Origin of the sequence: Chitinophaga pinensis DSM 2588 (assembly GCF_000024005.1) — a bacterium.
In the GTDB taxonomy this organism is placed as follows: Bacteria; Bacteroidota; Bacteroidia; order Chitinophagales; family Chitinophagaceae; genus Chitinophaga; species Chitinophaga pinensis.
The window spans coordinates 3865509-3883596 of the sequence record NC_013132.1 but is presented as its reverse complement, the minus strand read 5'-3'; the positions used below and the strand labels follow the sequence as shown (position 1 = coordinate 3883596).

Sequence of the window (18088 nt, the reverse complement as noted above, 5' to 3'; positions counted from 1 at the left end):
TGAGAAAATGGTGACAAGGGATAACTTAAATATTCCCTCAAGTGTACCAACCGAATAATTTCATCAAAAACTTGTCACTATTTACATCTACCCTATCGTCTTCTATCTATAACCTAAGTCCAAAGGATAGAAATAAATTAAAAACTTAAACAACCACTCATGTTTCAGAAAGCACTACTAATGGTGTTCGGCTTATTCCTGTTTTTCTATATGTCAGGTTGGGGACAAAAGAAAACCAGACAGGAGCGAATAACAATTTCAGGAACGCACACTCTAAGAAAAGTTTTTGACATTATCTATGACCAGTCAGGCATTCAAATCACCTATAATAACCAGGTATTAAATGATCGCGAAAAGGTTAGTTTAGAAATAACAAATAGTACCATCGACGATGTGCTACAACAAGTATTAAAAGGGAAAAATATTGTTTGGGTAAGAGAGGAAAAGTTTATATCTATTAAATCCTCTGTTCAAAAAAACAATAGTCAAGCCAATAGGACAGATGCAGGCTTTAATATATCAGGCATAGTTCAGTCTCCTGACGGAAAAAACTTAGCTGGTGCAACAGTAATGATAAAAGGTACTGGAAACGGCACTGCATCTGACAATATGGGTAGGTTTTCTTTAAACAATGTAGCTCCCAATTCTAAGTTAACAATTTCTTATACAGGATACATTTCGCAGGAGATTGTTATATTAAATACATCGGATTTGACAATAGTTATGCACCCTGCAGATAATTCACTTGAAGAAACGGTTGTAGTTGCATATGGTACTACCACAAAAAGAGGTAATACAAGTGCTGTTACTGTTGTAAAGGGTGAAACCATAGCTAACCTGCCTAACAGATCAATTGATCGTAGTCTTCAGGGGCAGGTTCCAGGCTTACTAATAACTGCTGGAAGCGGAGCACCAGGAGGCGGAACAAGTAATTTTGTGTTACGAGGCGTTGGCACTGGTGCCGACCTGAGATTAATGGGAGGAATTGTTAGACAACCACTTATAGTAATTGATGGAGTACCAACATCTTCAGTTAATACTGTCCAATATCAAACCGGATCGAATCAGGCATCCTATACTAATCCGCTTGCACAGTTCAATCCAGATGATATTGAAGCTATATCCATTCTGAAAGATGCCGCCGCCATAGCCCTATATGGATCCAAAGCCAGTAACGGCGTGGTCTTAATATCAACCAAGAAAGGGAAAATTGGCAAATCTTCGTTCGCTTTACATCATCAAACTGATATTGCCAACCCACTCACCTATTCAGATAAGATGTTGAATCAAGATGAATATTTAGCCTTATTAAAAGAAGCTTACGTTGCTTCTAATCCATCCCAATGGACTGATGCTGCTATTGAAGCAGACTTAAAAACCAAATTTCCTACGTATGTAAACGAATCAGGTGATAAAGTATTTTATAGTCAACCTGACTGGTTTGATGCTATTTATAGGAAAAGTGCAATTACTGTAACCAACGAAATATCTAACTCCGGCGGTGGCGAGAAGAATCAATATTATTTCAGTTTGGGTCATACTACCCAAAAGGGCACAGTTAAACACACAGGCTTTGACAGAATTGCGGTTCGTTATAATTTTGCTAACCAACCTGTCAAATGGTTAAACTTTGGGCTTAATTCTACGATAACTTATACAAGTCAGAACTATCTTAAAAGCGGATCGGAAGAGCAGTCAAATTCAGGAAATGGTTTCGCCTACACTATATCACCCTTAAATCCGGTTAGACTACAAAACAATCAATATAACCTATATCCCTTCGTAAGTAGTGGTCTCACGTACAACAATCCGGTCGCCGAATTAGATTATAATATTAACAGAACCCAGTCTTACAGAGGATTAGCAAATTTTTATGCGCAGGCAAATATTACAAGAAATGTTACAATACGAACACTTTTAGGGGCTGACATATTGTTTGCACAGGTCAAAGAAAAGATTGATCCTAGATTATCCGTTAGCTTCAATCCACCAGGTGTTGGCCTGATTAACCAATCTGATCCCTTTTCCTCCAGGATTATTAACACAAATACTTTTCAATATAGTAATACCTTTAACAATTCAAATACAGTAGAATTACTGTTTGGACAAGAAGCTCAAATTGAGAAAAGCGCATTCTTCAATGGTTCAAAACAAGGCCTTTCTGTACCATATTTAACCGACCTTTCGGCTGCATCTACTATCTCTGATTTAAATGGAAGTGAGAGCAAATCGACTCTTTTGTCTTATTTCGCTCAGGGAAATTATAACTACATGGCTAAGTATTACTTTTCGACCAGTTTTCGCCGTGACGGTTCATCTAAGTTTGGAACTAAAAATCAGTATGGCAATTATTGGTCAATTGGAATGGGCTGGGTACTTTCAGAAGAGAAATTCCTCAAAACTGATTGGGTAAACTTTCTAAAGCTAAGAGGAAGCGTTGGTACTTCAGGCAACTCTGCATCCCTCAGTTCAACCGTTAGATACGACTTGGTAAGTCCAAGCGCTTTATATAATAACACTGCCGCTGCGACAATTACCCCAGGAAATCCCGAAGTAGAATGGGAAAAGACTTTTAATCATGACATTGGTCTTGAATTCACGCTATTCGGGAAAGCTTTATCGGGAACAGTGGATTGGTATTACAGGCGCATTTCTGATTTGCTGTATAGCTTTATGCTACCAGGTACATCCGGTGCTACATCTGTTATGCAAAATATTGGTGAAATGGAGAATAAAGGTTGGGAAATAGCTCTACAAGCGAACTTAGTCAAATCGCCAAACTTTAATTGGAACCTTCAGGCCAACTGGAGCACTAATAAAAACAAACTCATAAAAGCCAGTTCTCCTTTATCAGTTACACAGTTCGTCGCGGATAAAGAAGGAGAGAATTTTAATTCATACTATTTAGTTAAATGGGCAGGTGTAGATCCCACTGACGGAAAGCCACAGTGGTATGATTTAGAAGGCAAAATCACAAAGACGTATGCAATTGCAAATAAGCAAATTGTAGGCAAACCCCAGCCAGACGGTTTCGGAGGAGTAACAAACAACTTCAATTATAAAAACTGGGATTTATCATTTTTATTCTATTACCAATATGGATACCAGATTTATGATTTTGCTAAAAGCTCATTACTTAATGACGGAGGAACTGCGAGCAATGCTTATTCCAATCAAATACGGGAGGCATTAGATAGATGGCAGAAACCGGGAGATAAATCACCAAATCCAAGAAGAATATTAAACAACACCGATGGAGGAAGCTCAAATGCGTCAACACGTTTTCTGTCAGACGGTGACTACATAAGGCTTAAAAATATTTCATTAGGATACCAACTCCCTGCTCATACACTGCATAAGATAAAGCTCAGTAATCTTCGCGTCTATTTGCAAGGGAACAATCTCTTTCTAATTACGAAGTTCAATGGATTTGATCCTGAAAATGTAGGCGTAGGATACGCTCAAACTCCCTATCCTCAATCAAGATCTTTTTCCATTGGTTTAGATGCTAAATTTTAAACTTCTTATTATGTCAAAATATTTAAATAGACGCTTTTCTTTTCTCGTAATGATATTTGCAATGCTATTGTTTGTTGCTAGTGCATGCAAAAAAGATTTCTTGAATCCGCCTACTACAAACCAGGCTGTAACGGATGAATTTTTCACCAGCCTTTCCAGTTGCGAACAAATGCTTAACGGATCATACGTCATTCTGGCTGAGCCATTTTACAACGGAACAAATACTATTATTTACCCTGATGTAGTAGCCGACAATGTAAAACCAGTGATTGGCGGAACATTTCTTACTGCGCACTATTCATGGGCACAAGTGCCATCAGATCTTACTACCGGCACATCCTTCAATTTGAATACTACCTGGCGTACAGCATATCGTATAACACGGCAATTGGCATATGTTCTAAAGTACATTGATCAATTTCGTAATGAAAATCCTACTAAAGCCGACGATATAAAAGGCCAGGCCCTGGCTTTACGGGCGTTGGTATACTTTCAGCTTGTAAATATGTTCTCACAACCTTACAGTTTTACGGCCAATGCTTCACATCCTGGAATCCCTTATGTAATCGCAGAGGACATCACGGAAGGCGTTAGCGGCAGAGAAACAGTACAGGATGTATATCTACGTCTTATAGCTGATTTAAACGCAGCTATACCATTATTGAGTAATCAGTTGTCTAATAAAATTTACATGAATAGAACGGCTGCAAAGGCCCTGCTTGCCAGAATCTATTTATTTAAAGGCGACTACCAAACTGCGAAGGCATTAGCTGTCGATGTAAACAACAACGTTCCAATAATGATTGCAAACTATCCGTCAAAGCTGTTTACAAACACAGAGACAGAAGCATTGTTCCAGCTATTACCTATGCAAAGGAGCCTTAATGGAAGCGTTACCACCAGTTACGCTGGTTACTATTTTTCGACCACTAGTCTTTCTTTCATCGCCACAACTGATATAGCAACCTTGTTAAATGAAATCCCGACGGATGCAAGAAAAGCATGGGTTACTGCTAGTGGAACTACTTTCAGAATAAGCAAATATCCGGCAAATGTAATAAGTGGATTTACCCAAACTGCCAGGTCTCACTATCAAACACTTTTACGCTCATCTGAAATGTATCTAACTGCTGCAGAATGTTACGCCAAGTTAAACAATGAAGATAGCGCTCGTTGGTATGTCAATGCTATTCGAATACGCGCTTATGGTACTGGCTTTGAAACTGTTGCCACTGGTCCAGCTCTACTCGATACAATAGCGAAAGAGAGACGTAAAGAGCTGGCATTTGAAGGGTTCCGCATGTATGATCTACTACGTAACAAACAAGGAGTCAATCGCAGTGATGCAAATTCGCCAGACGCTTTAACCCTTCCCTACCCTAGTCTGAAGGCAGTTGCGCCTATTCCAACAGTTGATGTGCTAGTTAATGACCTGAAACAGAACGACGGCTACAATTAACCTTCTTCAACCCTCAAAATAACCGTCCCCATGGCTATGAAGACCATACCTTTCCTATTGATAATACTGATTCCCTTATTCGCCATGCCCCAACAGCCTGTTGACGGCCCCTATGTATTCGAAAAAGGCGATAGCCTGCAAGTATTCACCATTATGCAGCAGGGCGATCAGTCTTTAGCCGACCGGAAGATGGCACCCCGCTTGAGTGCTGTTGATCAGGCGCTGGAGGTAATGGTTCCTGTAGACCGGAATGCAGGATTCCAGGTGAAGCTTCGGGCCAGGAATGCAGTGCCTTCCGATATCTATGCGGCACCCAGCAGGCTTTTTATTGTTTCGGATATCGAAGGAGAATTTTTACCGGCAAAAAGGCTGCTGATGGCGGCTGGCGTGATGGATGAACAGTATAACTGGATCTTCGGCAATGGCCACCTGGTTATTGCCGGAGATCTATTTGATAGAGGCAGCGAGGTGCTGCCTTGGCTATGGCTGCTTTATTCGTTAGAGGAGAAGGCTATGGCCGCTGGCGGCCAGGTGCATGTTATCCTGGGAAATCATGATATTATGCAGCTATCAGGTGATTACCGGTATACCGACGCCCGGTATTTTAAGCACGCCTGGCTGATGGGCCGCTCCATACGGGCTGTTTTTGATGAAAGCAGTATCCTGGGCAGATGGCTACGGACGAAAAATGTGGTGGAAAAGATCGGCGATCTGCTGGTACTACATGCCGGAGTATCGCCTAAGCTGCTTAGCACAGGCATGACGGTTACCGATATCAATAATCAATGCAAGCGGTATTATGGCCTGAGCCGCAGGGATATTCCCGATAGCTCGCAATTTTTATTCGATAACCGCTCACCTTTCTGGTACCGGGGCTATTTTATGGAGCCTAAGCAGCCAATGGCGCTGGTAGATAGCACGTTGCAGTGGTTTAATTGCAAACGGATCGTTGTCGGTCATACGGTGATGGATTCCATTAGTTCGCTTTATGATGGTAAGGTGATCGGCGTGGACGTTAATCATCATGAAGGAAAACATGAGGGGCTGTTGATAGAAGCAAATGGTATTTTTGTGGTGGATGCTGCAGGTGGTAAACGGCCATTGTAATAATTGCCTATCGGCGTTCAAAAGCTACGCGTACAAGTAACGCTGATATATCATCGTTACATCTTAGAAACGCCGCCGCCGTTGCGGATATCGTCCCATTCTGGAAAATCTTTCATAGTTGATCCTCTCCTGTTGCTGTTGCAGTTTAGCTCTTTGGAGTTGCTCTTCTTCACTTGCCGTTTTTATGTTGTGTATAGACGTGGTAACCCACGACAGCAATTTACCGTTTTTGGCCGCTTCTATGAACGCTGAGCGATGCCATTCAACAAGTATCGCCGCTGTTCCTATCCGGGTAGGGAATAAGCAATAAATGCTATTTCTAACATCCTGGTTATCCTCCATCGATCCATCTCCCCAAAAATCGAAAAAGACGGGAACGGAGCTTCCCACCCATGCTGATGGGAAGTATTCATCAGGGCGGTTAACGCGGAATGTCCGCTGTGCTACCACCTGAAGATCCTTTCTTATCCCAAGGAAACGGGGAAAATCGCCCTTTAGCCTTGTGCCATCCACTACCCAGATCAGGTTGTGATAAAACGCTTCACGGCTGGCTCGTTCTTCCGGATCAATAGCTGAGTGCTGAAACTCTATGGTAAGGCCATGACTGGTACATAGATCGGCAATGTGTTTTTCGTCGGTCCGTTCGTCGGGCAGAAACACTTCCTGCCATGCTAAAGGGAAATTATTTTTCCATGCCCGGTGCCAAGCGGTTTCAGGCTCCCACCAGCGATCGCACATTTCAGTGGTTTGATGCGCCCAGTGGTGTATTCTTTTTGTGCCGCATTTGGCGGTTACCGGCTGCGTACAGCCCGGACAGGTACCTTTTAACTTCGGAGCGGCCGGGGTGAGTTTGTTGTTTACATAGGCAAGTCGCATAGTGTCCTATTGTATGCTTTTGGGGAATTAGTTGGTAATATAGGGCTTCTTGTTATCACTTAAAAGAACAAACTGGTATAGGCTTAAGATTGTTTAGCGCTATGCGCTGTTTAACGTCAACGTTCATGACACCCCAGAACGACACTCAATCGTTTGAAATCCGCTATTGGCAAGTAGGTTTCGTTCCAGTTGTGAAAACCCGCTTCAAACGCTTTTCCTTCGATAACCGCACTGTCAGGCCCTAAAAGCCTGCCGGTTTTATTCGTTTATGCCCCAATGCACGACACTCAATTGACACTCAGGAACATTTTGTATATTTGCAGTGTAAAAAGGTCTTTATTTACCGGCTCAACACCTCATTGGTTACCCGCCGGAAAAATTCAAACTATAAGTTGTTGATTTATAAAAAGTTGGATGCACTGTTATTCGTTCAGTCGTCCCGACTAAAAAGAAAAAGCCCTTCAGGTCCTTGGATTTGAAGGGTTTTTCTTTTTGATAAATTCAGATCTATCAAGAAGGGATTTCCATTGATTTATTGTGCGTGATTTCCATGCATAGACAATATGCAAACAAATTAGGCTACCCTGTTGATTTCTGCGTTCAAGATAGTTTTTATGAAAAGTAAGAAGGCGGTAGAAAAGTTACACTGTACACAAAGACATTCTGATTAGGCAGAAATTAGCCATCTTAAAAAAAGGCGATATGTTAATTTGATATGATTTTATTGACATTTGTCACAGTGCTTTTATTAACAAATGTCCTTTCAGGCGGGCACGGAAATCTTCAACTCTGGATCGTAAGAATACTTCGAATAATCCAGTGCCTGTTGAGCTGCTACGAACTAAATAGACGACATAATCAATGAGTTGAATATTCTATTTAAGCTATTCCCAGGTATGAGAAGCTGACACGTTTTGGAAAGCAGATGTTTTATACACTAATTTCAAGCCTATACCCTTTTCCACGTATCACTACAATATTGACGTTCGGGTCAAGTTCCAGCTTTTTTCTAAGTTTTGATATAAACATATCCAGGCTACGTCCCACAATTACACCTTCATCTTCCCATATCTCTTTTTGCAGCCGGCTCCTCTCTATTGTCTCGTTAGGCGACAAAGCGAAAATCGAGAATACACGGGTTTCAGTGCTGGTTAAGTCTATCGTAGTTCCATTTATTATCAGTCGACGATGCTTCGCCTCAAACAACACTGCACCCAAAGCAATCATACCCGTATGCTGATTATTTTCTGGTAAAACCTCCGGCAAAGTCTCCGGCAGGGCTTCAGGTAAAGTTGCAGGCAATACTTCAGATATAGCAGTTCGCGGTTTAACGGATGTAAACAACATAAAAAACAAAAATGCTAAAAAGGGCAGGCTCCCTAAAAGATACCCTCTTTTTGCTGTATTGACGTTCCGGGGTTTGAATTGAATGTTGATCATGTAACAGGCGGTGGGCTGCTTTCTTCCTCTACAGGCTACGATATCATCTTTTCTATTTTGGGATATAGCATACCCATAAGCGACACTGGCGTCACTACAGTTCAGAACGTTAACGACATAATCACCGGCGAGCCTGTCCTGGGCCAACAAATGCTGGGTAGTATTCACCAGGGAATCCGTTTTAAAAGTAAGCTCCTTCTCAAACCTGATTTGGTATTCATTTTCCCCGATCTTTTTTACCGGGAGCACCCTTGACGTGCTGTCGCCCGACTGTAAAAGCAGTTCATGTCCGATCCTGCGAAGTAACACCTCTCTCCTGGCAATATCAAAGCCGTCCCTGTCCTCCATACCAAAAGCCAGGCAGACGACAGAGATAAACAGGAATAATATCAATCCTGCCAGGTATTTGCGTTTTCCGTAGAAGACATTTCGACTAAGACGCATATTGTCAATATTTTATTTACAAAGTTTACAATTCTATTTACAAGCCGGATACATTGCCCTGAAAGATATCAAAGTAATTTCGTCTGGGCAGCTTTGATATGAAGGGAAAGATAAAAGAGCCGTTTTATACCGCCTGACGATCATCCTGGTAACAGCGGTAAATGAGACTGAAAGGTAGCCTATTTGACCCGTACTATTGCTCTTTTTCTTTATCGATAATTTCTGACAATAAATAACACAAATCATGAAATACACACTGATGTATATTTTCCTCTGGATGCTTGCTTTTCACACTTCTGGCAAAGGACAAAACAAAGCAGATCTCACCAAAGAAAATCTCAAGTCCGAAATAAAAAATATAGTTACTGCATCCGGACCTAATGAAATCACCCGAAATATTATACAAGACAGGAAGGGCAACATCTGGATTGCCTCATGGGAGGGTATGTTTCGATACGATGGAAAATCCTTTACCAATATGACCAGTAATGTGAGTAAGGCCCGTTTCTTTTCTGTTTTGGAAGATAGCAAAGGTAACTTCTGGTTCGGCTCTATTGGTGCAGGTGTTTATTGTTATGATGGGAAATCCTTCCGAAATTTCACGGTCAGGGATGGACTGCTTAATAATGATGTCGGCAGTATTTATGAAGATAAAAAAGGCAACATCTGGTTCGGTGTCTTTGGAGGAGTAAGCCGCTACGATGGGAATGCCTTCCAGAATTATATCATCAATGGAGAGACGATGAATGAAGACCGGACAGGGAAAACATTTCCGGATAGACCACCTTATGAAGTCAATGCAATTATTGAAGATGAAACAGGCAAGTTTTGGTTTGCTACAAGAGGCAATACCTTCGTATATGACGGAAAAACATTCACCGTTTTCACCCACGAAAACATACCTTTTAAGAATGTTCGTTCTTTAATCAAAGACAAAAAAGGAAATATCTGGCTTGGCGGCCCTGACGGTCTTTGGCGTTATGATGGTAGTGCATTTACCAATTTCACGAAAACGTTTGTTGGTTATATCATCGAGGATAAAAAAGGTAATATCTGGACCAGTTCAGAAAGAGATTATAGTCAAACCTGGGCGCTTTCCATGTATGACGGAAAGACATTGTCCAATAAGGCCTGGGCACTTTCCCGTTATGATGGAAAGTCCCTATCCGATGGCAGGCCCAATATAACCGAAATACAGTCCGTAGAAGGCATGTTTTTCGGCATTTTAGAAGATAACAAAGGCAATATCTGGTTTGGCGCTTTAGATGGCGCGTATCGTTATGATGGTAACACCATTAAAAGTTTTAAAAACAAAACAGGGCAGCTATAACACGCATAACCGTACATAAATATGGACGTTTCAAGACATCAAATTTGGACGTTCTACGAAACCAGGGTACATAAATCATTGCTGATATTTGTCATGCTATTAAAAAAATGATCATGGCAAAAACAGTATCAAAAAGTACATCAGACAAAAAGAACTACATTATCACTGGTCCGACATCAGGCATTGGTTATGCAACCGCACTGGAGCTTGCCAAACATGGCAACGTCATCCTGATGGGCAGGAACCCGGATAAACTGAACCAGGTAAAAGAAGAGATTGTAAAAGCAGGACATCAGGCGGTCACCGTAGTATGTGACATGTCAGATCTGAAAAGTATTCAACAAGCCGTCGCGAAAATTATCCAGCTCAACGTACCTATTGCAGGACTGCTTAATAATGCGGGAGTAATGCTGACAAAACCAGGTAAAAACGCGCAGGGATGGGACTTGACTTATGCTACCAACTATCTGGGTGCATTCGCATTAACAGAAGCCCTGGCGCCTTACCTTTCTGATGGCGCGAATGTGGCCTTTATTTCATCAGCGATTGAAGATCCTGAACGTAAACCCGCCAAAGCGATGGGTATGAAAGGAGCGCGCTTTATTTCTGTGGCAGCAAGTGCAAATGGTGAATGGTTGGCTGACGGCTCTAAATTGGGAGGCATAGACGCATATGCCACCTCGAAACAATGTGTACTTGCCGCCGCTTTATACTTCGCCCGTGAAAATCCGCGATTACACTTTAATGCGATTGAACCGGGGATCACGCGTGGCACTCGTCTCGGCGGTGCAAATCCAGTCGTACAATTCATTTTCGGGCATTTAATGGCGATCATACCACCATTCTCTCATTACGCCAGTACACCCAGAAAATCGGCAAAAGTCATTACCCGGGTATTGACGGATGACTCCAATACAAGCGGCGTTTATTTTGACGAAAAAGCGCAGCCAATGCGCGGATCTATACTAGCACATGATCCTGTTTTCCAGGAGAAGGTGGTACACGAAACGAGGGCTTTTCTGGCAAAGTTTTTTTAACTTCCGATACGCGTATGAAAGTATCTGTCAGTCAAACCCGGCTTGTAGGTCCGCCAGTACCCCAGGAACAATTTATTCCTGAACATCTTTTTTTCTACCTGGAAAAGGGGGTAATGAGCGGGTATTATGGCCACAAAACTTACACCTTATCATCAGGTGAGTATGGCATTGCCCGTAAAAACCGGCTCAGCAAACAGCAGGATATTCCTTATGACGGAGATATCGAAAAGATCATCTTCGTCTTTGATGAAGCATTTTTAAAAGCCTTCCAGAAGAAACACCGTTCAGAAGCGGTAAGATTTAATGCTACTGAGAGTTTCGTCAGGATTGATGACAGATCCCTGGTACCGGCATTTATTCAGTCTTTGAAGCCTTATTATAACGAAAAGGGCCAGATCGATCAGGAATTTTTTGACATCAAGCGTGAAGAGCTTTTACTAATCCTGTTGCGTTTGCAACCAACACTCGCAGGTATATTTTTTGATTATGCGGTGCCGGAAAAAATAGACCTGGAGGCCTTTATGAATATGAATTACAGGTTTAATGTGAGTGTCGAACGGTTCGCCTTTCTTACCGGGCGTAGTTTATCGGCATTTAAACGGGATTTTCACCTGATCTTTGGTCAGACGCCTAGCCGTTGGCTGGTACAAAAGCGTCTGCAGGAAGCGTACTTTTTAATCGAAAAAAAGCAACAAAAACCAACAGATATATTCCTGGACCTCGGATTTGAAACCTTATCCCATTTTTCATTCGCCTTTAAAAAGCAATTCGGTCAGACGCCGACAGCATTAGCCAGGCAATCGAAGATTCCTCCTGCTTCAATAGAATAACAAAAGATAAATTTCACTATCCCGACACTCATTACGGATACCTTTTCTGGCGATTCGGATACCTTTTATTTTGGCATTTCCTGAAACTTTGCTCCCATAAAATTAGAAGAGTATATGCAATTACAGAACAAAGTCGCTATAGTTACAGGAGCCTCAAAAGGCATCGGAGCTGGCATAGCCAAACAAATGGCTGCTGCGGGCGCTAAAGTTGTCGTAAATTATGTTTCCAGTGCAGAGAGTGCTGCTGCAGTGGTAGCTGCAATAACAACAGCTGGTGGAACTGCCATTGCCATACAGGCCGATACGGCTAAACAAGAAGACATTCAGCGCCTTTTCACACAAACCATCGCTGCTTATGGTAGCTTAGATGTGCTGGTGAATAATGCGGGCATTTACGAGTTAGCCCCCTTGGTGCATGTTACAGCGGATAGCTTCAACCGCATCTTTAATATAAACGTATTGGGCATCATTTTAGCATCGCAGGCGGCAGTACAATTTTTTGGTGCTAAGGGTGGTAGCATTATTAATATCAGTTCTTTTGCCAGTACCCGTCCGGAGCCATATTCCCTGGTTTATGCCGCTTCTAAGGGAGCTGTAGATTCAATCACCATTTCGCTTGCACAGGAATTAGGACCACAGCATATCCGGGTGAACGCTGTTCAACCGGGAGGCGTACTAACAGAAGGAGTTGCCAAACTCGGCGCAACTGCTGATTCTGAGCCAATCAGACAAACAATCGCAAGAAGTGCACTTGGCCGGATGGCCACCCCGGAAGACATCGGCAATACCGTCGTATTCCTCGCTGCTGATGAAGCAAGTGTCATCACCGGCCAGTTTATTGAAGTATCAGGTGGTTTTAAATAATTGGTGAGAAATTGAGGACCTGTATGGAACAGTGAGTACTTCGCTTGCTGTTCCATTGATAAACCGGACATCATGAGCCGCACAGCAACCGACATAAAAAGTATCAATTCTGTTTCAGAAATGCATCGGCTACTGCAGTTGCCACCACCGAAACATCCTTTAATTACTTTGATTAATCATGCGGATGAATCACCCGTTGATGAAAGTCCGGCTACCAGGTTGGTCATGAACTTCTATCATATATGCATTAAACGGGATTTTCAGGGACAAATGCGCTATGGTAAACATTACTATGATTTTGATAATGGTACTATGACATTCACCGCCCCCAATCAGGTAATGGGCGTTGATCAAGGGAAGGAACGGAGTCGTAATGGCTGGTCTTTATTGTTTCATCCTGACCTGATCCGGAACTACGCCTTAGGGAAATCCATCAAAAATTACGGCTTCTTTTCTTATGAGGCGAATGAAGCCCTTCACCTCTCAGATGAAGAAGAAAAGCTGATTGAAAGCCTTGTTCGTAATATTGAAAATGAATATCTCTCAAGGGTCGATAACTTCAGTGCAGATGTGATTACCTCAAATCTCGAATTATTACTCAATTATTGTAACCGGTTTTATAGTCGACAGTTTTTAACCCGTAAAATGGCAAGTAATGACCTACTGGTCAAATTTGAAGAAGCCTTATCAAAACATTTTGAACAAGATCTGTCTTCCAATCTACCCACTGTTAACAGCTTAGCAAGTGATTTACACGTTTCACCTGGGTATTTGAGTGATATTGCCCTCTATCTGTCAAAGAAAAAATAGACGATAAACATCCCCACGAACGTAAGAATGCCTAATGCCATGGATATCCAGAAGGGAGATAAAATCCATAACCATGACCAACCGGCCATCGGACTCACGTCACAAAGCTTCAGTACAACAATAAGAGAGGTTAACGGAAATATTAATTTCACTCCTCCGGGGATATGTTTCCACGTCTGGTTCCGCGGTTTTGTTATTTCTGGTAAATCGCTCACTTATAATCTGATTATTCGTAGTAAAATAAATAAATAACGGAAATCCTCCTATTTTAAATTGTCTTTAATTGGGCTTACGACTTCTAACCTGATTTATGTAGTAAGTGCGATAGTTTCCAAAGCAGGTAACTGTTTATAGTATGGTTCAAGCACAGCTGGTTTCTCGATCAGTAGCCGCACATGCAGCAATAGTCGCGCAGCACTATACTTTTATAAACCGAGAACAGCTACTGTTTTTTTAACCTAACCGTAAATTTTAAAATGGGATTACAAGAAAAAGAGAACACACTTGCCGGCTTCCCGCTTGAAATGGAAGTAAAGTAGGAAACACTATAACAAACGACGATTTTTCTAATCGTCCAGCTATTCCGACAGCAATAGCATTAGCTGAACATTTTCGTTATCAGGGAGTTGATTAAATCCCAATCTGTGTGTTTAGTTGGCTCCCCTTTCAACACAACCAGACTTTTCTGGAATTCAGCCCTTCTTTCCTGGTGTTCCTGTACCAATTGCTCTTTATTGAGACGTGTAGTACCCCAGTCTTTTTCCACCGCTATTCCTACCTGTGTGTCCATGGCATCAAAAAAGCGATGTCCAAAGTCTTCCATTTCATTGACAAATGCTTTGTATTCCATTTCAACAGCTCCGTTCTGAGCTGTCCACACAGGAATATTGTTTTCTGTCAGATGGTCTGCCTTCCAGACAATAGAAATATTATTCCCGTTTCTGAAAAAGCTGATGCCCGGTCCGCCAGTTAAATGCATCGCATTCAACGTTCGGCTGTATATCCATTCAATCGTCTTCTCGTAGGTATCTACATCAATGGAAGCATCTTCAGCTGCATTATCTATCCATTTTGTAACAGCCGTGTAAAACCTGTACAAATAGCTATTATCCTTTGAAATTGCGTAAAAAGCATCCGGGACAGATTCAGCAATAGATTCAAAAAGACCTGTCCAGTCTTCTATCAAACGCACCAATTGATATTCGACATAAGTAGAGTCGTTTCCATTCCCACCAGCCAATACTTCATTTGTATATTCGTAAAGCGTCGTCTTATTTACATCAAGCCAATATTCACCATCCGTGAGCGCGGTCCAGTCCATGATTGTATCCGGTTGATCACCCCAGGGAATGATGTTATCCGGATGCCTGAGTTTGAAATTAATGAAAGCCATAGAAAAAATTAAAAAGTCAAAGTATCGGCAAGGTAGTATAAAAAGTGAAATAAGTTGAATCCTCATTCCGGCTAATCATTCTCTCGTTTTGGTTTATTGGGGGCATTGCATTCGTGAGACATTTGCATCATAACAAATATCAAACGAATAAATTCTCAGACAATGAACAAGACTATATTGATTACAGGTACCTCTACAGGATTTGGCGCATCAGCAGTACATTACTTCGCACAAAAAGGCTGGAATGTAATTGCCACCATGCGTGACATCACAAAAGCAGGAGACCTGCAAAACATGGATCGTGTTTTCGTTACAAAGCTGGACGTACAGGACAAATCAAGTATCGAAACGGCTATCACAGGAGGTATTGAACGCTTTGGTAATATTGATGTGGTAGTGAATAATGCCGGATATGGTCTCTTTGGTATTTTTGAAAGTATCTCTCCGGAAGGCATACAGGATCAGTTTGCTGTCAATGTATTCGGCGCAATGGATGTTGTAAGAGCCATCCTCCCGCATTTCCGTGCAAAGAACAACGGTACGATCATTAATATCAGCTCAGGTGCCGGCGCCATAGGTTTCCCGATGGCCTCTGTTTACAGCGCTTCCAAATTTGCGTTGGAAGGCTGGTCCGAAGGACTGAGATATGAACTTGCATCCCTTGGCATCAAGGTAAAAATCGTTGAACCAGGCGGCGCAACAAAAACGGCTTTCATAGAACGTATGGGCGGGGAAAGCGCTGGCTTGCAGGCGATCGAAAACTACATACCGTTCTTAGAGCAGATTGGTAAAGTATATGGCGGTATGGCAACAGCTGCGGACGCAGATGCCGTAGAAAAAGTGGTTACTGCCATCTATGACGCTGCGACAGACAACACCGACACACTCCGTTATGCTCCTACCAATGACATTCAAGCCCTGCTGAAAGCACGGCGTACGACTTCTGAAGAAGCTTACCAGCAATTTACAAGCGGGGTATTCGCTCCGGCAGCTGAATCAGTCAGCCATTAAAAAACACCAATGGAGGTAAGACCGTTATCCACTGTTGGTCTTACTTCCGTTAACATTCGTTCGCCTGCAAATTGGCTATCTTTACAAGCATAATTAGTCCGGACAACTCCTTTTATTAGTTACATGCAGGTATATTCATTAGAATAACCTCGCATTACTGATACAAGCACTGCGCTGACCTAATTCAACAAGAAAAGCATTGTACAATGATTGATAAATCCGTTCCTAAAAAAGGGTTACATCACTTCAGATCTATCTCTGATCTGTGTAAAGCTTTAGGCGTTTCAAGTCCGCGGCATCCGTTGATCGCCGTCATCATCAATCATAACGAAATGAAACCGGACTCTCCATTAAGATACCTGTTGCATGATTTCTACATGGTCTCCTATAAAAGTACGATGAACGGCAAACTAAAATATGGACAAGGGTATTATGACTTTGATGAAGGTGGGTTAATATTTGTCGCGCCTAATCAACCACTATCTATAGTAGACGAAAGTGATCCATGCCAGGGTTACAGCCTGTTTTTCCATCCGGATATCATAGCGGGAAGTCATCTGGCCAAATCCATCAACAAATATGGTTTCTTCTCCTATAACATCAACGAGGCTTTACATCTGTCGGAAAAAGAACGACAGAAAATCTTACATCTCTTTGAAGAAATCCAGGATGAATTAGATACATCTATTGATGACATCAGTCAGGACCTGGTAGTCTCCTATATTGAAGTTTTACTGAACTACAGCAACCGGTATTACAAACGGCAATTCATTACAAGAAAGACCGTCAGCAGTCCGATTATAGAACAATTTGAAACACTGCTGAACACGTACTATACCGATGAAATGGGCCTGCAACATGGTATACCTACGGTGAAGTACTTTTCAGACCAACTGAACGTATCTTCCGGTTATCTGAGTGACCTGTTGCGCAACCTTACCGGACTGAACACACAACAGCATATTCATGCAAAGCTGATTGAAGCAGCTAAACAAAAACTCTCTACCACAGCGCTTACAGCGGCAGAAATCGCATATGAACTGGGATTTGAACATCCGCAGTCATTCAATAAACTCTTTAAAAGCAAGACGAACATGACGCCGCTACAGTTTCGCGAGGGACTTAAGTGAGTGAAGGTATCTGAAGATCGCTATTAATAAAAGAGGATGTCTGCCATATAGCAGACATCCTCTTTTATTGAATGATTATTGCAATACCGCCATATTAACCGGCAGTAATGATGAACAGTTTATAACTTCTCACACAAAAGGACATTATTCAGATAAAGATCCTTTCTGCGGGGCAAAATAGCCGCTAACACCATCGCATACAGGTTCATGGAACTATATACGACCAGACGGGCCAATGACCTTACAACCGGTATTTTACGGAAAACTGGTAGAATATGCTTCGCTACATAAGTAATCTTTAATTGCATAATCGTCTCTATGTTACCGCCGGTTTTATCTATCTGCAATACTTTAAAACCACTCTTTTCAAATAGGCTGCGCAATGCAAATTGCGTATAACGGGCATAATCGTTGGGTTCTTCATGCTCACAGATCGCAAACGGACAAGTGATCAGTATACGACCTCCTGATTTCATTACCCTATTGATCTCCAGCAAAATCTCTTCCAGGTTGAATACATGCTCAAATACCTCGGTACTGAACACTGCATCAAAATGCTGATCCGGGAAAGGCAGGTGTCTGCCATCATAGAAAACATCTACAGGCTCGTCATCATGCGGATGGCCTTCACTGTCATAATCCACACCGATATATTCATCCACAGAAAACAGACTCTTATAGGGTTTTGAACCACAGCCAAAATCCATTAAACGCCCTTTCAATTGAGGAATGTAAATAGTCAGCGCATTCAGGAGCGCCTTCCTTGTGAGATAGGCCGGATAGCGTATGTCCGGGTTAAAAGCGTAAGGTATTTGTCTGTCTGGCATCTGGTAAAAAT

The 18088-nt window shown here is 42.0% G+C and carries 14 protein-coding genes; 10 read left to right on the top strand and 4 right to left on the bottom strand.

Going from position 1 to position 18088, the window contains the following annotated elements:
- Positions 1 to 159: 159 nt before the first annotated feature.
- From CPIN_RS15655 to CPIN_RS15645, 3 genes are read left to right on the top strand one after another with little or no spacing between them, the layout of a single operon-like run.
- Entirely contained in the window at positions 160 to 3519 is a 3360-nt protein-coding gene (locus CPIN_RS15655) for a TonB-dependent receptor (RefSeq protein WP_012790791.1), read from the top strand.
- Positions 3520 to 3529: 10 nt separating this feature from the next.
- Positions 3530 to 4978: a RagB/SusD family nutrient uptake outer membrane protein gene (locus CPIN_RS15650; protein WP_012790790.1), complete on the top strand. Its 1449-nt coding sequence runs from the start codon at positions 3530 to 3532 to the stop codon at positions 4976 to 4978.
- A gap of 36 nt (positions 4979 to 5014) precedes the next feature.
- Positions 5015 to 6085: a metallophosphoesterase gene (locus tag CPIN_RS15645; protein ID WP_187294774.1), complete on the top strand. Its 1071-nt coding sequence runs from the start codon at positions 5015 to 5017 to the stop codon at positions 6083 to 6085.
- Between the two features lie 63 nt (positions 6086 to 6148).
- On the opposite strand, the gene CPIN_RS15640 is transcribed toward CPIN_RS15645, so the two are convergent.
- Both CPIN_RS15640 and CPIN_RS15635 read right to left on the bottom strand, forming a co-directional pair.
- Positions 6149 to 6961, bottom strand: coding sequence for a competence protein CoiA (locus CPIN_RS15640; protein WP_012790788.1), 813 nt, complete (start codon positions 6959 to 6961; stop codon positions 6149 to 6151).
- A gap of 930 nt (positions 6962 to 7891) precedes the next feature.
- Positions 7892 to 8794 (bottom strand): winged helix-turn-helix domain-containing protein, encoded by a 903-nt coding sequence (locus CPIN_RS15635; RefSeq protein ID WP_222838212.1) that lies wholly within the window; start codon positions 8792 to 8794, stop codon positions 7892 to 7894.
- 295 nt (positions 8795 to 9089) lie between these two features.
- Here CPIN_RS15635 and CPIN_RS15630 point away from each other — a divergent pair, with 295 nt between their 5' ends.
- The 5 genes from CPIN_RS15630 (at position 9090) to CPIN_RS15610 (ending at position 13716) form a co-directional block, all read left to right on the top strand.
- Complete coding sequence (locus CPIN_RS15630) at positions 9090 to 10175, top strand: ligand-binding sensor domain-containing protein (protein ID WP_012790786.1); 1086 nt, start codon at positions 9090 to 9092, stop codon at positions 10173 to 10175.
- Positions 10176 to 10288: 113 nt separating this feature from the next.
- Positions 10289 to 11212 (top strand): SDR family NAD(P)-dependent oxidoreductase, encoded by a 924-nt coding sequence (locus tag CPIN_RS15625; protein ID WP_012790785.1) that lies wholly within the window; start codon positions 10289 to 10291, stop codon positions 11210 to 11212.
- Positions 11213 to 11226: 14 nt separating this feature from the next.
- The gene (locus tag CPIN_RS15620; protein WP_012790784.1) at positions 11227 to 12042 is read left to right on the top strand and encodes a helix-turn-helix domain-containing protein; all 816 of its coding nucleotides are present in this window, start codon (positions 11227 to 11229) and stop codon (positions 12040 to 12042) included.
- Positions 12043 to 12156: 114 nt separating this feature from the next.
- Positions 12157 to 12906, top strand: coding sequence for an SDR family NAD(P)-dependent oxidoreductase (locus CPIN_RS15615; protein WP_012790783.1), 750 nt, complete (start codon positions 12157 to 12159; stop codon positions 12904 to 12906).
- Between the two features lie 72 nt (positions 12907 to 12978).
- The gene (locus CPIN_RS15610) at positions 12979 to 13716 is read left to right on the top strand and encodes an AraC family transcriptional regulator (RefSeq protein WP_187294773.1); all 738 of its coding nucleotides are present in this window, start codon (positions 12979 to 12981) and stop codon (positions 13714 to 13716) included.
- 598 nt (positions 13717 to 14314) lie between these two features.
- Here CPIN_RS15610 and CPIN_RS15605 read toward each other — a convergent pair.
- Positions 14315 to 15109, bottom strand: a complete 795-nt coding sequence (locus CPIN_RS15605; RefSeq protein WP_012790781.1) for a DUF5984 family protein — start codon at positions 15107 to 15109, stop codon at positions 14315 to 14317.
- 162 nt (positions 15110 to 15271) lie between these two features.
- On the opposite strand from CPIN_RS15605, the gene CPIN_RS15600 reads away from it, so the two are divergent.
- Complete coding sequence (locus CPIN_RS15600) at positions 15272 to 16120, top strand: SDR family oxidoreductase (RefSeq protein WP_012790780.1); 849 nt, start codon at positions 15272 to 15274, stop codon at positions 16118 to 16120.
- A 206-nt stretch (positions 16121 to 16326) separates the two neighbouring features.
- The gene (locus tag CPIN_RS15595; RefSeq protein WP_012790779.1) at positions 16327 to 17250 is read left to right on the top strand and encodes a helix-turn-helix domain-containing protein; all 924 of its coding nucleotides are present in this window, start codon (positions 16327 to 16329) and stop codon (positions 17248 to 17250) included.
- A gap of 119 nt (positions 17251 to 17369) precedes the next feature.
- Here CPIN_RS15595 and CPIN_RS15590 read toward each other — a convergent pair whose 3' ends face one another.
- Positions 17370 to 18077, bottom strand: a complete 708-nt coding sequence (locus CPIN_RS15590) for a class I SAM-dependent methyltransferase (RefSeq protein ID WP_044221688.1) — start codon at positions 18075 to 18077, stop codon at positions 17370 to 17372.
- Between the last annotated feature and the right edge of the window lie 11 nt (positions 18078 to 18088).

Coding starts and splice junctions, on each gene's coding strand:
- CPIN_RS15655 (WP_012790791.1), top strand. CDS start 160: ATGTTTCAGAAAGCACTACTAATGGTGTTCGGCTTATTCCTGTTTTTC.
- CPIN_RS15650 (WP_012790790.1), top strand. CDS start 3,530: ATGTCAAAATATTTAAATAGACGCTTTTCTTTTCTCGTAATGATATTT.
- CPIN_RS15645 (WP_187294774.1), top strand. CDS start 5,015: ATGAAGACCATACCTTTCCTATTGATAATACTGATTCCCTTATTCGCC.
- CPIN_RS15640 (WP_012790788.1), bottom strand. CDS start 6,961: ATGCGACTTGCCTATGTAAACAACAAACTCACCCCGGCCGCTCCGAAG.
- CPIN_RS15630 (WP_012790786.1), top strand. CDS start 9,090: ATGAAATACACACTGATGTATATTTTCCTCTGGATGCTTGCTTTTCAC.
- CPIN_RS15625 (WP_012790785.1), top strand. CDS start 10,289: ATGGCAAAAACAGTATCAAAAAGTACATCAGACAAAAAGAACTACATT.
- CPIN_RS15620 (WP_012790784.1), top strand. CDS start 11,227: ATGAAAGTATCTGTCAGTCAAACCCGGCTTGTAGGTCCGCCAGTACCC.
- CPIN_RS15615 (WP_012790783.1), top strand. CDS start 12,157: ATGCAATTACAGAACAAAGTCGCTATAGTTACAGGAGCCTCAAAAGGC.
- CPIN_RS15610 (WP_187294773.1), top strand. CDS start 12,979: ATGAGCCGCACAGCAACCGACATAAAAAGTATCAATTCTGTTTCAGAA.
- CPIN_RS15605 (WP_012790781.1), bottom strand. CDS start 15,109: ATGGCTTTCATTAATTTCAAACTCAGGCATCCGGATAACATCATTCCC.
- CPIN_RS15600 (WP_012790780.1), top strand. CDS start 15,272: ATGAACAAGACTATATTGATTACAGGTACCTCTACAGGATTTGGCGCA.
- CPIN_RS15595 (WP_012790779.1), top strand. CDS start 16,327: ATGATTGATAAATCCGTTCCTAAAAAAGGGTTACATCACTTCAGATCT.
- CPIN_RS15590 (WP_044221688.1), bottom strand. CDS start 18,077: ATGCCAGACAGACAAATACCTTACGCTTTTAACCCGGACATACGCTAT.